The following is a 14033-nucleotide window of genomic DNA, read 5'->3' as shown; positions in this document are numbered from 1 at the left end:
GACACAACAGCAGCGGGCAGCCCGACTGCCCGCCATCCCTTGCCGCAGGCGAGGGACAACGTACCTGTGATGGAATAACTGAAGACATGAGCGACCAACAACCCGACTCGCAAGCCCTGCAACAGGAAGAAAACACCCTGATCGCCCTGCGCAAGGAAAAGCTTGCCGCCGAACGCGCCAAGGGTCAGGCCTTCCCCAACGACTTCCGTCGCGACAACTACTGCAACGACCTGCAGAAACAGTACGTCGACCACACCAAGGAAGCGCTGGCCGAGGCTGCCATCCCCGTCAAGGTTGCCGGTCGCATCATGCTCAACCGCGGGGCCTTCATGGTCATCCAGGACATGACCGGGCGCATCCAGGTCTATGTCAACCGCAAGACCCTGCCCGAGCAGACCCTGGCCGAGGTCAAGACCTGGGACCTGGGCGACATCATCGCCGCCGAAGGCACCCTGGCCCGTTCCGGCAAGGGCGACCTGTACGTCGAAATGACCGCCGTGCGCCTGCTGACCAAGTCGCTGCGCCCGCTGCCGGACAAGCACCACGGCCTGACCGACACCGAGCAGCGTTATCGCCAGCGCTACGTCGACCTGATCGTCAACGAAGAGGTGCGCGACACCTTCCGCGTGCGCTCGCAGGTGATCAGCCATATCCGCAGCTTCCTGGCCAAGCGCGACTTCCTTGAAGTCGAGACGCCGATGCTGCAGACCATTCCGGGCGGTGCGGCAGCCAAGCCGTTCGAAACCCACCACAACGCGCTGGACATGCCGATGTTCCTGCGCATCGCGCCGGAGCTGTACCTCAAGCGCCTGGTGGTGGGTGGGTTTGAAAAGGTGTTCGAGATCAATCGCAACTTCCGCAACGAAGGTGTCTCGACCCGGCACAACCCTGAATTCACCATGCTGGAGTTCTACCAGGCCTACGCCGACTACGAAGACAACATGGACCTCACCGAGGAGTTGTTCCGTGAGCTGGCGCAACTGGTGCTGGGCAGCACTGACGTGCCATACGGTGACAAGGTGTTCCATTTCGGCGAGCCGTTCGTGCGCCTGTCGGTGTTCGACTCGATCCTCAAGTACAACCCCGAGCTGACCGCCGATGACCTGCAGGACATCGACAAGGCCCGCGCCATCGCCAAGAAAGCCGGCGCCAAGGTGCTGGGCTTCGAAGGCCTGGGCAAGCTGCAGGTGATGATTTTCGAAGAGCTGGTCGAACACAAGCTGGAGCAGCCGCACTTCATCACCCAGTACCCGTTCGAAGTGTCGCCGCTGGCGCGCCGCAACGACGACAACCCGAACGTCACCGACCGCTTCGAGCTGTTCATCGGCGGCCGTGAAATCGCCAACGCCTACTCCGAGCTCAACGATGCCGAAGACCAGGCCGAGCGCTTCCAGGCCCAGGTGGCCGACAAGGACGCCGGCGACGACGAAGCCATGCACTACGACGCCGACTTCGTCCGCGCCCTGGAGTACGGCATGCCACCAACGGCGGGTGAGGGCATCGGCATCGACCGTCTGGTCATGCTGCTGACCAACTCGCCGTCGATCCGCGATGTGATCCTGTTCCCGCACATGCGCCCACAGGCGTAAGCGGCAACGCCCCGAACCGCCTGTTTCGCGTGATGTGGACAGGCGGTTTTTTTATGCCCGGCATAAAGAAAGGCGCCAGCCAGACAGCCGGTGGGCGCGAGCCACGGTCGCGAAGGCGGCCAGGCGCTCTTGAATCATCAGTATTGACGCGCCTTGTGCGGCGCAGGGAAGATCGGGCTCCGTGCCCAGTCAGAACGTCAACAGCAGGATCAAGGAGTACCGCGTGGACGATTACCAGCAGACTATTCGTACGTTATCCGACCGTATCGTGGCGGCGCAGACGCCGATCCGCGTGCTGGATGCAGTGAAGTGGGACGAAGGGGTACGCAAGACCTTCCTGGCCGCCAAGGGCAAGGAGCTGCCGATCGTGGACCGTGCCTATTACGAGAACCGTTCGTTGGGCTTCGATGCCGGTGCGCTCAAGCAGGAATTCCAGAACATCGAGCGCGACATCACCCGCCAGTTGGGGCAGTTCAATCCGGCCGGGCAGATCATGCGCCGCATGTGCCGCGAGTACCGCATGGTGGTGCGCATGCTCGAAGCGCGCGGCACCCAGGATTTCGGCCTGATTTCCCAGGAACTGTATGGCGCGGCCTCCGATGCCTTTCATGCCGGTGACCCGACCCTGTCGGACCTGGGCCTGATGCTCTCGGGCTACCTGAACAACATCGCCGGCCGTGGCGACCTCAAGGACGAGCCCAAGACCCTGACCGCCAAGGATGCGGTGGCCATGCTGCAAAGCCGCTTGAACCGGGTGTTCGGCGAGGCCGAGGACACCGTCCGGGTGTTCGAGTCTGACGGCATCGTGGCCGATGCGGCGGCCGGTGCCGACTACATCAAGGTGCGCTCCGACGCCATGTTCAACGAGCGTGACGTGCGCGCCCTGGAAGTGCATGAGGGGCTGGTGCATGTGGCCACGACCCTCAATGGCCAGAACCAGCCCATCTGCACCTTCCTGTCCAAGGGCCCGCCCTCATCGACCGTGACCCAGGAAGGCCTGGCGATCCTGATGGAAGTGATCGCCTTCGCGTCCTACCCCAGCCGTTTGCGCAAACTGACCAACCGCACCCGCGCCATCCACATGGCCGAGGAGGGCGCCGACTTCATCGAGGTGTTCGACTTTTACCGTGAGCAGGGTTTCGGCATGTCGGAAAGCTACGGCAACGCCAGCCGCGTGTTCCGTGGCTCGACGCCCAACGGCCTGCCCTTCACCAAGGACCTGTCGTACCTCAAGGGCTTCATCATGATCTACAACTACATCCAGCTGGCGGTGCGCAAGGGCAAGCTGGAGCAGGTGCCGTTGCTGTTCTGCGGCAAGACCACCCTGGAAGACATGCGCACCTTGCGCCAGCTGGTGGACGAAGGCCTGGTGATCGCGCCCAAATACCTGCCCGAGCAGTTCCGCGACATGAACGCGCTGTCGGCCTGGATGTGCTTCTCCAACTTCCTGAACCACCTGAGCCTGGACCGGATCGAAGCGGATTACTCAAATATCCTGTGAGGGCCTTGTAGGAGCGCGCTTGCCCGCGACCGAGTGCGCAGCGCTCGCAAAATCTCGGAAACGCCACAAATTTACGACTGCTACCCCGTCAGGGATTGATGAAACGCCACAAATTTACGACTGCTTACGCAGCCGGTCGCGGGCAAGCGCGCTCCTACTGGCGGCAACATTCAAGGGGTGTGCATTTGAAACTGATCGGTCTGATGGTCCTGCTGCTGAGCCTCGGCGGTTGCAGTGGCCTGCTGTTCTACCCCGAGCGCGGCCAGCCCTTTACCCCGGAAAAGGCGCAGCTGGCGTACCGCGACGTCACCCTGACGGCCGCCGACGGCACGCGCTTGCATGGCTGGTGGCTGCCGGCCAAGCCCGGCGTGGCGGTCAAGGGCACGGTGCTGCACCTGCATGGCAACGGCGGCAACCTGGCCTGGCACCTGGGTGGAAGTGGGTGGCTGCCGGAGCAGGGCTATCAGGTGCTGATGCTTGATTACCGCGGCTACGGCCTGTCCCAGGGCGCGCCCAGCCTGCCGGCGATCTACCAGGACCTGGACGCCGCCTTTGCCTGGCTGGACGCCGCACCCGAGGTGCAGGGCCATCCACGCATTGTGCTCGGGCAAAGCATCGGTGGCGCGCTGGCGGTGCATTACCTGGCCCGTCACCCCGAGCATCGCGGTCGCCTCAAGGCCTTGGTGCTCGACGGTGCGCCCGCCAGCTACCGCGACGTGGCCCGCTACACACTGGGCACCTCGTGGCTGACCTGGGCCTTTAAACGGCCACTGTCCTGGCTGGTGCCCGATGCCGACAGCGCGGTCAACAGCCTGGCGGGCCTCAAGGGCACGCCCATGCTGATCTTCCAGAGCCTGGACGACACGCTGGTGCCGCTGGACAACGGCCTGACGCTGTACAAGGCCGCGCCCTTGCCCCGGGTGCTGCAACTGACCCGGGGCGGCCACGTGCAAACCTTCGCCGACCCCACCTGGCGCCAGGTAATGCTGCGCTACCTCGACGACCCGCAGCACTTCAACGGCCTGCGCCGCCTGGGCGAAATCCCCAATTACCCGGACCAGGCCGAGCCGTGAGCCAGGAGCGCAACCTGATCCCGCTGATCCTCACCGCCGTGGCCAGCATCGCCGGCACCGTCGTCTGCCTGGGCTACTACGGCTACCTGCATTTCGCTAAACCCGAAGACGCGCTGCGCCTGGAGCAGTTTACGTTTCTCAAGACCGTCCCCGGCCAGGAGTACCGCGCCAGCGTGACCCCGGCGGATCCGGTGGCGCAGTGCATTGATGGCGTGCTGGTGCTGTTCGACACCACACAGAAAGGCTTGAGCGGCGTGCTGGTTGATGAGCGTCAGCGCGTGGTGCGCTGCACATCGGGGCAGTAGAACCGTTTTACGTGCGGTCCATTGCCTTACCGCCTTTGCCGTTTCAAGGAAAAACCCAATGCCTTCGCGTCTCGACACCCCTTTGCCTCCCGCCTTGCCCGGCAGTTCCGGATTCGTCCGGGTGCGCGGTGCCCGGGAACATAACCTCAAGAATGTCGACGTCGATGTGCCCCGCGATGCGCTGGTGGTGTTCACCGGGGTGTCGGGGTCCGGCAAGTCGTCGCTGGCCTTCTCGACGCTCTATGCCGAAGCGCAGCGCCGCTACTTCGAGTCGGTGGCGCCTTATGCGCGCCGTCTGATCGACCAGGTCGGGGTGCCCGATGTCGACGCCATCGAGGGCCTGCCGCCGGCGGTGGCCCTGCAACAGCAGCGCGGCACGCCCAGTGCGCGCTCCTCGGTGGGCAGCGTCACGACCCTGTCGAGCCTGATCCGCATGCTCTATTCACGCGCCGGTCGCTACCCGGCCGGCCAGCCGATGCTCTATGCCGAAGACTTCTCGGCCAACACGCCGCAAGGCGCCTGCCCGCAATGCCACGGTATCGGAAGGGTGCATGAAGTCACTGAAGCGTCCATGGTGCCCGACCCTTCGCTGACCATCCGCCAGCGTGCCGTGGCGGCCTGGCCGCTGGCCTGGCAGGGCCAGAACCTGCGCGACATCCTGGTGACCCTGGGCTATGACGTCGACATCCCGTGGCGTGACCTGCCCAAGGCGCAGCGCGACTGGATTCTGTTCACCGAAGAAACCCCCACCGTGCCGGTGTACGCCGGGCTGACCCCGGCGCAGACCCGCACCGCGCTCAAGCGCCAGCTCGAGCCCAGCTACCAGGGCACCTTCAGTGGCGCGCGGCGCTACCTGCTGCACACCTTCATGCATTCGCAGAGCGCGCAGATGCGCAAACGGGTGTCGCAGTACATGCGCGCCAGCCCGTGCCCGGCGTGCGCGGGCAAACGCCTCAAGCGCGAGGCGCTGACCGTGACCTTCGCCGGGCTGGACATCGCCGAGCTGTCGCAGCTGTCGTTGCAGGCGCTCAGCGAAGTGCTCAAGGACGTGGCCGGTGCCGATTACCTGGCGCACGAAGACCCTGACCTGTCACTGGAAAAGCGCCTGGCCGCGCAACGCATCGCCCATGAACTGCTGGAGCGCATCACCACCCTGATCGACCTGGGCCTGGGCTACCTGGCGCTGGAGCGCAGCACACCAACCCTGTCGTCCGGCGAGTTGCAGCGTCTGCGCCTGGCCACCCAGCTCAACTCGCAGTTGTTCGGCGTGATCTACGTGCTCGACGAGCCGTCCGCCGGCCTGCACCCGGCCGACAGCCAGGCGCTGTTCGATGCCCTGCAACGGCTGAAAGCCTCGGGCAACTCGGTGTTCGTGGTCGAGCATGACCTGGACACCATGCGCCGCGCCGACTGGCTGATCGACGTCGGCCCGGCGGCGGGCGAGCAGGGCGGGCGGATCCTCTACAGCGGCCCGCCGGCCGGTCTTGAGCAGGTGGCCGACTCCAGCACCCGCGCCTACCTGTTCAGCGAGCCGGACCCGAGCCCGCACACGCCGCGCCAGGCGCAGGACTGGCTGCGCCTGGAGGGCATCACCCGCAACAACCTGAACAATCTGAGCGCCGAGTTTCCGCTGAGCTGCTTCACCGCCGTGACCGGCATTTCCGGCTCGGGCAAGTCCAGCCTGGTCAGCCAGGCCTTGCTGGAGCTGGTCGGCAGCCACCTGGGTCAGGCGCCGGCCAGCCCCGAGACCGGCGAAACGGACCTGGAAGACGAACCGCTGCACACCAGCGGCGGCCAGATCAGTGGCGGGCTCGAAGGCCTCAAGCGCCTGGTGCAGGTCGACCAGAAACCCATTGGCCGCACGCCGCGCTCGAACCTGGCGACCTACACCGGGTTGTTCGATCACGTGCGCAAGCTGTTTGCCGCCACTGAACAGGCACAAGCGCTGGGCTTCGACGCCGGGCAGTTCTCGTTCAACGTCGCCAAGGGCCGTTGCCCGAATTGCGAAGGCGAAGGCTTTGTCAGCGTCGAATTGCTGTTCATGCCCAGCGTCTATGCCCCGTGCCCGACCTGCCACGGCGCTCGCTACAACCCCGAGACCCTGGCGGTTACCTGGCAGGGCCTGAATATCGCCCAGGTGCTGCAACAGACCGTCGATCAGGCCTTCGACACCTTTGCCGAGCAACCGGCGGCCCGCCGTGCCCTGCAGGTGCTCAAGGACATCGGCCTGGGCTACCTGCGCCTGGGCCAGCCGGCCACTGAACTGTCGGGCGGCGAGGCGCAGCGCATCAAGCTGGCCACCGAACTGCAGCGCATGGCCCGCGGCAAGACCCTGTACGTGCTGGACGAACCCACCAACGGCCTGCACCCCCAGGACGTCGACCGCCTGATGGTACAGCTCAACCGCCTGGTCGATGCCGGGCACACGGTGATCGTGGTCGAGCACGACATGCGCGTGGTAGCGCAGAGCGACTGGGTGATCGACATCGGTCCCGGGGCCGGCGAGGCGGGCGGCAAGGTGGTGGTGGCCGGTCCGCCACAGGCCGTGGCGCAGTGTGCCGAAAGCCGCACGGCGCCGTTTCTGGCCAGCGCGTTGTAGCCACTGCCGAACCGGCCATGCGCTTGCGAAGGGCCGGTTCAGGCGCCGGCCTGCAAGGCATGTCTTCTCGTACCTTCCTGATCGGCGCGAGCCTGTTCGGCCATGATTTCCCGGAGGGCTTTGTAGTTGGGCCCGTCAAAGGTGCGCAGAAAATCGGCCGCGCACTGAGCGCCTTCAAGAAAGAGCCGGGTCTTTTCAGCGTCAGGCATAGTGAAGTCCAGCCAGTTGAAGCCTTTTGCCGGAATCCAGGTGACCAGTTGCCTGTAGTCGGGGTTAGTCGCGCCAGCGGATCCATGCGTCGTTGCGCCAGTCGAGCAGTTGCAAGGTGTTGCCCAGCCATTCCAGCCCGCTCAGGTTCGGCTCTTGCGGCCGGCATTCGGTACGGCGGTGCTATTCGGGGATGACCCCGTGGTTCAGTCATTGGCGCAGGATAATCAGGCGGCTTGGGCATGACCAGTCGTGGACAGGCCGATCCGGAAAGTTCGGAAGTGAACTACAAGGGTGGGGACGACTTGTTGTAGGAGCGCGCTTGCCGGAATGCCGGACCACCGCGACCGAGTGCGCAGCGCTCGCAAAAATTTGTGAAACGCCACAATTTTACGACTGCTAACGCAGCCGGTCGCGGGCAGAGCGCGCTCCTACCCAAGCAGCATCACGAGCGGCTGATTGTCGCATTCAGGTTGACGGTCATACGCATTCCAGCCGATTTATCCCTCAATCAATCGCCCTTAATCTGTGCCCATGTTGAACGCAACCACTTACTCACTTAAGCAAAGGGATTCGATCATGAGCGCAGCCACTTACAACCGCCTGAACAAAGACGACGCCATCGTACTGCTGGTCGACCACCAGACCGGCCTGATCTCGCTGGTGCAGGACTTCTCGCCCAACGAGTTCAAGAACAACGTGCTGGCCCTGGCTGATCTGGCCAAGTTCTTCGAGCTGCCGACCATCCTCACCACCAGCTTCGAGCAAGGTCCCAATGGCCCGCTGGTGCCGGAGTTGAAAGAGATGTTCCCGGACGCGCCGTACATCGCCCGCCCTGGCCAGATCAATGCCTGGGACAACGAAGACTTCGTCAAGGCAATCAAGGCCACCGGCCGCAAGCAGATCATCATTGCCGGTGTGGTCACCGATGTGTGCGTAGCCTTCCCGACCCTGTCGGCGCTGGCTGAAGGCTTTGAAGTATTCGTGGTCACCGATGCCTCGGGCACCTTCAACGAGACCGTGCAGCAGGCCGCGTGGAACCGCATGAGCCAGGCCGGTGCGCAACTGATGAACTGGTTCTCGGTGGCCTGCGAGCTGCACCGCGACTGGCGCAACGACATTGAAGGCCTGGGTAACCTGCTGTCGCAGCGGATTCCGAACTACCGCAACCTGATGAATGGCTACGCCGCGCTGACCGCCCACAAAGGCTAAGCCGCTGCCCATGCCCTGAAAGCCTGCCTTGACCCGCAGGCTTTTTTTCAGCCCAAGGATTTGTGAGAGCCGCCATGCACACGCCGACCGCCACATTGCCCGCTGCATCAACCGCATCGCCCTGGAAACCCCTGCACACCCGCGTCTTCCTGTGGTTGTGGCTGGCCAGTATTGCCTCGAACATCGGCACCTGGATGCACGAAGTCGGTTCCGGCTGGCTGATGACCTCGCTGTCGGCCAGCCCGCAAGCCGTGGCGCTGGTGCAGGTGGCTGGCGCCTTGCCAGTGTTTTTGCTGGCGCTGCCGGCCGGGGCCCTGGCCGACATCGTCAACAAGCGCCGCTACCTGCTGGCCGTGCAGGGCTGGATGGCGCTGGTGGCCCTGGCGCTTACCCTGCTGACAGTAACCGGTCAGATGTCGGTGCCGCTGTTGCTGACCCTGACCTTTGCCATGGGCATCGGCAGCGCGCTGATGATGCCGGCCTGGTCGGCGCTGGCCCCGGAGATCGTCGCCCGTGAGGACGTACCGGCCGCGGTGGCATTGTCGAGCCTGGCGATGAACGTGGCGCGGGCCATTGGTCCGGCGATTGCCGGGGTGCTGGTGAGCCTGAGCGGGCCGTGGCTGACCTTTGCCTTGAACAGCGTGTCGTTTCTGGCGGTGATCGTGGCCCTGTATGCCTGGCGCCATACGCCGGCTCCGGCGACCTTGCCGGCCGAGCGCTGGTGGGGCGCGATGCGCGCCGGGGTGCGCTATGCCCGCGGTTCGCGGTCGCTGCGGGCGGTACTGGTGCGCACGGCAGCGTTCTTTGTCGGTGCGGTGGTGGGCATGGCCTTGCTGCCGTTGCTGGTGCGCCGCGAGATCGGCGGCACGGCGCTGGACTACGGCATTCTGCTGGGCTGCGTGGGCATCGGTGCGGTAGTGGGCGCGGTGCTGCTGCCCAGGTTGCGGGCGCGCTTGAGCGCCGACCTGATCGTGGTGGGGGCCAGTGTGGTGTATGCGCTGGTGCTGTTCGGCCTGGCGTGGGTGCGTTCGATGGCGGCGCTGGCGCCGCTGATGCTGATCAGTGGCGTGGCCTGGATTGCGGTGTTGAGCAGCCTGCAAGTGGCGGTGCAGACCACGGTGCCTTCATGGGTCAGGGCGCGGGCGGTGTCGCTGTACATTCTGGTGTTCTTCGGCTGTTCAGCCGGCGGCGCGGCCGGGTGGGGGGCGGTGGCCAGTCATGTGTCGATGAATGCGGCTTTCATGGGCGCCGGCGTGGTGTTGTTGGTCGGCATCCTGCTGCGCTGGCACTTCCCGCTGCCGACCGGCGAGATGGACGAGATGCAGCCATCGAAGCATTGGGCCGCGCCGCAACTCGACGAGGCGCTGCCAGCCGAGCGCGGGCCAGTGATGATCACCGTGGAGTACCGGATTGCCCAGGAGCACGCGGCGAAATTCAGCCACGCCATGCAGGCGGTCAGCCACATGCGCAAGCGTAATGGTGCGTTTTCATGGGGCTTGATGCAGGACGCGCAGGACCCCCGGCTGTGGCAGGAGTACTTTTTCGAGGAATCCTGGGTCGAGCACCTGCGCCATCACGACCGCGTGACCCGCGCCGACCAGAAGCTGGAAGTGGCCGCACGAAGGTTCCAGGAAGAAGGCGTGCCGGTGAAGATCCGGCACTTGTTGAATCAGGCGGCGGGGCATTGAGAAACACCCCGCCCTGGTGAGGGGGGGGTTCTAGAAACCCACGGTAGCCGAGAGCAGGTAGGTACGTGGCGTCGACAGGGTCAGGCCCGGCTCGCTGTCATCCGAGGCGCCAGCCGAGGCCCAGTAGGCCTTGTCCAGCACGTTCTCGACATTGGCGCGCAGGGTGATGTCCTTGCCTTCGACCTTGAAGGCATAGCGGGCGCCGAGGTCGAAGCGTTCCCAGCCGTCGATCGACTTGCTGTTGGCCTGGTCCAGGTACTGCGAGCTGGAATGGATGCCGCGTGCGGTCAGGGTCACGCCTTGCACGCCCGGCACGTCCCATTCGGCGCCCAGGTTGACGTTGTACTTGGGTGTGGCCGGGGCGCGGTTGCCGTCGTAGATACCGCCGGCGGTGTTGGTCAACTCGCTGTCGATGTACATCAGGCCGCCCAGCAGGCGCACGCCTTCGACCGGTTCACCGAAGACGCTCAGCTCGACACCGGTGTTCTCGCGCTTGCCGCTGGGGCCGAACACGCGGGTAGTGGCGTTGGTCTCGTAGGCCGGTTGCTTGATGCGGAACACGCTGGCGGTGAAGGCCACCGAGCCCAGGTCGTACTTGGTGCCCAGCTCGACCTGGCGGCTGATGAACGGCGCGAAGATCTGGTTTTCGTTGATGGAGGTCGAGGGCGCGATTTTGCCCAGGCTCAGGCCTTCCATGTAGTTGGCGTACAGCGACCACTGGTCGGTGACCTTGTACACCACGCCACCAGAGGGCGAGAACTTCTTCTCGTCATAGGCGGTGGGGCCCTTGACGCCGTCGCTCCAGTCCTCGACCTGCACGCGCTGGAAACGCCCGCCCAGGGTCAGCAGCAGGCGGTCATCGAAAAAGCCCAGGGTGTCGGCAATGCCGATGCTGTCGAAGCGGTTCTCGGTGTAGTCCTTCGAGTCCTGGCGGGTCGGGGTGCCGGGTTCCGGGCGCTGGATCGGGTTGTAGATATTGCCGCCAGCGGTGGCGTAGCGCGAGCCGCCATTGGTGAAGTCCATGTAGAAGTGCGTGGCCGAGATGTTCAGCTCATGGCTGACGGGGCCGGTGTGGAACCACTTGCGTGCCCCGACGGTGGCGGTGCGCACGCTTTCGTCACGGGTGAAATAGCGCGGCGAAATGGTGAAGTCGCCGGCGTCGTTGGTGACACTGACCGCGTGGCGCAGGAAGTCATGGTTGCTTTCGCGGGCACCGACCGCACCGTAGACCATGAACGAGTCGCTCAGGTCGTATTCGGCGTTGAGGTCGCCGAAGGTGTCGTTGGTGCTGGCCTGGCTCCAGTGCTGGGCGTAGTTCCTGTTGATCGAACCGGCACTGGGCACGCGGGCGTTGGCGCCGACCTGGATGCGCTCCTGCGGGGCGTCGGTGTCGCGCTCGGTGCGGCCGATGTCGGCCGAAACGCGCAGGCGTTCGCCACGGAAATCCAGGCCCAGCACCGACATTTCACGGTCGACGTTCTGGTGGTCCCATTCGGTATCACCCGACTGCTTGACGCCGTTGAAACGGATGCCGTACTGGTCTTCGTCGCCGAAGCGCCGGCCAATGTCCACGCCACCGCCGACCTGGCTGTCGGAAGCCAGGCTGCCGGTGAATTCGGTGATCGGCTTTTCCGTGGCGCGCTTGGCGACCACGTTGATGCCGCCGCCGACGCTGCCGCGCGGCGAGATGCCGTTGAGCAACTGGTTGGTGCCCTTGAACACGTCGATGCGGTCGGCCATTTCCATGTCGATGGAGTAGGTCGGCAGCACGCCGTACAGGCCGTTGTACGACACGTCGGTATTGAACAGGCTGAAGCCACGGATGGTGAACTGCTCGAAGCGTCCGCCGGCCGGGTTGGTGGCACGCACCGACGGGTCGCTGGCCACCAGGTCGGTCAGGGTGCGTGCCTGCTGGTTCTTGGCTGCTTCGCTGGTGTAGGTGGTGATGCTTTGCGGGGTGTCCATGAAGTCGCGCGAGCCCAGCAGGCCCAGCGAACCGCGCCGCGCCACCTGGCCACCGGCATAGCGCTCGCCGTCGCCATTGAACGACAGGATGCTGGTGCTGACGATGTCGGTGGCGTTGAGCTCCAGCGTGCCGGCCGTGGCTGCGGCCGGTGCCGGCATCAGGGTGTAGCTGCCGCTGGCGACCGGTTGCAGTTGCAGGCCGCTGCCTTGCAGCAATTGGCTGAAGCCGCTTTCGACGCTGTAGGTGCCGTTCAGGCCCGCACTGCGCCGGCCGTTGACCAGCGCCGGGTCCACCGACAGGCTGACCCCGGCCAGGCCGGCAAAGCGGGTCAGCACTGAGCCCAGGTCACCGGCGGCAATGCTGTAGCTTTGCTGCTGGCTTTCGGCCAGGGCGACGGGCGCAGTCAGCAGGCTCAGGCCTATGGTCGTGCCGAGCGTCAATTGCAGACACAGCGTGGCACGGGAAATCGATGACGCCAGGAACGACCTGTGGCGTGGCAGTGCGGGCATTGGAGGACTCTCTTCGATGGGTTCACTTGTAGCTCATGACACGCCAGCGGCAAAAAGGGGACATGGTGTTGCCCACTATTTTGTCGTGGCCGTGGTTTAACCGGTTTTCGATCGAACCGGCAGGGCAATCGAGTGTTCCGATGTGCAGACCTTCAGAACGCACGCGCCAGGGAGACGATCATGCAACGACGCACTTTGGGAACCACCGGCATCGACATTGCGCCACTGGTGTTTGGCGGCAACGTCCTGGGCTGGACCCTTGACGAGCAGACCGGCTTTGCCGTGCTGGATGCCTTTATCGATCACGGCTTCGATGCCATCGACACCGCCGATGTGTATTCGGCCTGGGCCGAGGGCAACCAGGGCGGCGAGTCGGAAACCCTTATCGGCAAATGGCTGCAGGCGCGACCGGGCCTGCGCGAAAAGATCAAGGTGTTCACCAAGGTGGGCGCGGACATGGGTGGCGAAGGGCGCAAGGGCCTGTCGCAGCGCTGGATCAGCCAGGCCGTGGAAGACTCGCTCAACCGCTTGCAGAGCGACTACATCGACCTGTACTTCTCGCACTGGCCCGACCCCGAGACGTCCTACCCGGAAACCCTGAGTGCGTTCGGGCAACTGCTGGGCGACGGCAAGATTCGCAGCGTCGGTGCCTCCAACCTCAACTATCAACAACTGGCCGAGGCCCTGAGCGCCGCCGGACAGCCGGGGTTGCCGGCGTACCAGGTGTTGCAGCCCGAATACAACCTGTACGACCGCCAGGGTTTCGAGGGTGACCTGCAACAGTTGTGCATTCACGCCAATATCGGCGTGGTCACCTACTACAGCCTGGCGTCGGGCTTTTTGTCCGGCAAATACCGCTCGCCGGCCGACCTGGGCAAGAGCACGCGCGGCCAGGGCGTCGCCAAGTACCTGGATGCCCGCGGCCTGGCAATGCTCGACACCCTGGACGACATCGCTGCGAGTCATCAGGCCAGTCCTTCGGAAGTCTCCCTGGCCTGGCTGCTGCGCCAGCCGGGCGTGACCGCGCCGATTGTCAGCGCCACCAGCGTGGCCCAGGTCCAAAGCCTGGCACGGGCCGCGACCCTGGTGCTCAGTGATGAGGACGTGGCGAGGCTTGATCGGCTTTGAAGGGACGTTCTGCTCCGGATGGTGATCCGGCAATAGCTGACTTACAGGCATCGCACAGATGTCGCTCATGCCAGCCTCATCGCGGGCAAAGCCCCCTCCCACAGGTTGATGTGACCCTGAGTGGCGTGTCTGATACCAGACGGGTGTCAGGCACTGAATCAGTAGGCGACATCAACGCGGGGTGAGGGGGCGGTAGGGCCAGAGCAGCAACACACATTCGTAAAGCGTCACCCACTTCTATGGCCTGCTTGTCCTG

The 14033-nt window shown here is 64.7% G+C and carries 10 protein-coding genes; 8 read left to right on the top strand and 2 right to left on the bottom strand.

The window, feature by feature from the left end:
- Positions 1-86 precede the first annotated feature (86 nt).
- The 5 genes from lysS (at position 87) to DGA31_RS00620 (ending at position 7067) form a co-directional block, all read left to right on the top strand.
- A complete protein-coding gene (gene lysS, locus DGA31_RS00640) occupies positions 87-1589 on the top strand; it encodes a lysine--tRNA ligase (RefSeq protein WP_109511211.1) in 1503 nt (500 codons plus the stop codon).
- A 223-nt stretch (positions 1590-1812) separates the two neighbouring features.
- Complete coding sequence (locus tag DGA31_RS00635; protein WP_056834854.1) at positions 1813-3090, top strand: flavohemoglobin expression-modulating QEGLA motif protein; 1278 nt, start codon at positions 1813-1815, stop codon at positions 3088-3090.
- A 203-nt stretch (positions 3091-3293) separates the two neighbouring features.
- Positions 3294-4163, top strand: a complete 870-nt coding sequence (locus tag DGA31_RS00630; RefSeq protein ID WP_161959134.1) for an alpha/beta hydrolase — start codon at positions 3294-3296, stop codon at positions 4161-4163.
- The gene (locus DGA31_RS00625) at positions 4160-4468 is read left to right on the top strand and encodes a PA3694 family proteiin (protein ID WP_109511209.1); all 309 of its coding nucleotides are present in this window, start codon (positions 4160-4162) and stop codon (positions 4466-4468) included. Before DGA31_RS00630 ends, DGA31_RS00625 begins: the two co-directional genes overlap by 4 nt.
- A gap of 58 nt (positions 4469-4526) precedes the next feature.
- Positions 4527-7067, top strand: a complete 2541-nt coding sequence (locus DGA31_RS00620) for an ATP-binding cassette domain-containing protein (RefSeq protein WP_109511208.1) — start codon at positions 4527-4529, stop codon at positions 7065-7067.
- A gap of 38 nt (positions 7068-7105) precedes the next feature.
- Here the strand turns inward: DGA31_RS00620 and DGA31_RS29745 are convergent, their stop codons facing one another.
- On the bottom strand, positions 7106-7276 hold the full coding sequence (locus DGA31_RS29745; RefSeq protein WP_153811663.1) for a hypothetical protein: 171 nt from the start codon (positions 7274-7276) through the stop codon (positions 7106-7108).
- Between the two features lie 577 nt (positions 7277-7853).
- On the opposite strand from DGA31_RS29745, the gene ycaC reads away from it, so the two are divergent.
- Positions 7854-8486: an isochorismate family cysteine hydrolase YcaC gene (gene ycaC / locus DGA31_RS00615; RefSeq protein ID WP_109511207.1), complete on the top strand. Its 633-nt coding sequence runs from the start codon at positions 7854-7856 to the stop codon at positions 8484-8486.
- 74 nt (positions 8487-8560) lie between these two features.
- The gene (locus tag DGA31_RS00610; RefSeq protein ID WP_109511206.1) at positions 8561-10174 is read left to right on the top strand and encodes an MFS transporter; all 1614 of its coding nucleotides are present in this window, start codon (positions 8561-8563) and stop codon (positions 10172-10174) included.
- A 30-nt stretch (positions 10175-10204) separates the two neighbouring features.
- Here DGA31_RS00610 and DGA31_RS00605 read toward each other — a convergent pair whose 3' ends face one another.
- Complete coding sequence (locus DGA31_RS00605; protein WP_082481275.1) at positions 10205-12649, bottom strand: TonB-dependent receptor; 2445 nt, start codon at positions 12647-12649, stop codon at positions 10205-10207.
- A gap of 180 nt (positions 12650-12829) precedes the next feature.
- Here DGA31_RS00605 and DGA31_RS00600 point away from each other — a divergent pair, with 180 nt between their 5' ends.
- Positions 12830-13777 carry an aldo/keto reductase gene (locus DGA31_RS00600; protein ID WP_109511205.1) on the top strand — a complete coding sequence of 316 codons (948 nt, stop codon included), beginning with the start codon at positions 12830-12832 and terminating at the stop codon, positions 13775-13777.
- The last annotated feature ends 256 nt before the right edge of the window (positions 13778-14033 follow it).

This window comes from Pseudomonas ovata (assembly GCF_003131185.1).
Classification (GTDB): domain Bacteria; phylum Pseudomonadota; class Gammaproteobacteria; order Pseudomonadales; family Pseudomonadaceae; genus Aquipseudomonas; species Aquipseudomonas ovata.
The sequence above is the reverse complement of the archived record's forward strand: the minus strand, read 5'-3'. Positions and strand labels throughout refer to the sequence as shown.

What these genes read in the sequence shown, in the direction of transcription:
- lysS (WP_109511211.1), top strand. Translation starts at nt 87, where the DNA reads ATGAGCGACCAACAACCCGACTCGCAAGCCCTGCAACAGGAAGAAAAC.
- DGA31_RS00630 (WP_161959134.1), top strand. Translation starts at nt 3,294, where the DNA reads ATGGTCCTGCTGCTGAGCCTCGGCGGTTGCAGTGGCCTGCTGTTCTAC.
- DGA31_RS00620 (WP_109511208.1), top strand. Translation starts at nt 4,527, where the DNA reads ATGCCTTCGCGTCTCGACACCCCTTTGCCTCCCGCCTTGCCCGGCAGT.
- DGA31_RS29745 (WP_153811663.1), bottom strand. Translation starts at nt 7,276, where the DNA reads ATGCCTGACGCTGAAAAGACCCGGCTCTTTCTTGAAGGCGCTCAGTGC.
- ycaC (WP_109511207.1), top strand. Translation starts at nt 7,854, where the DNA reads ATGAGCGCAGCCACTTACAACCGCCTGAACAAAGACGACGCCATCGTA.
- DGA31_RS00610 (WP_109511206.1), top strand. Translation starts at nt 8,561, where the DNA reads ATGCACACGCCGACCGCCACATTGCCCGCTGCATCAACCGCATCGCCC.
- DGA31_RS00605 (WP_082481275.1), bottom strand. Translation starts at nt 12,649, where the DNA reads ATGCCCGCACTGCCACGCCACAGGTCGTTCCTGGCGTCATCGATTTCC.
- DGA31_RS00600 (WP_109511205.1), top strand. Translation starts at nt 12,830, where the DNA reads ATGCAACGACGCACTTTGGGAACCACCGGCATCGACATTGCGCCACTG.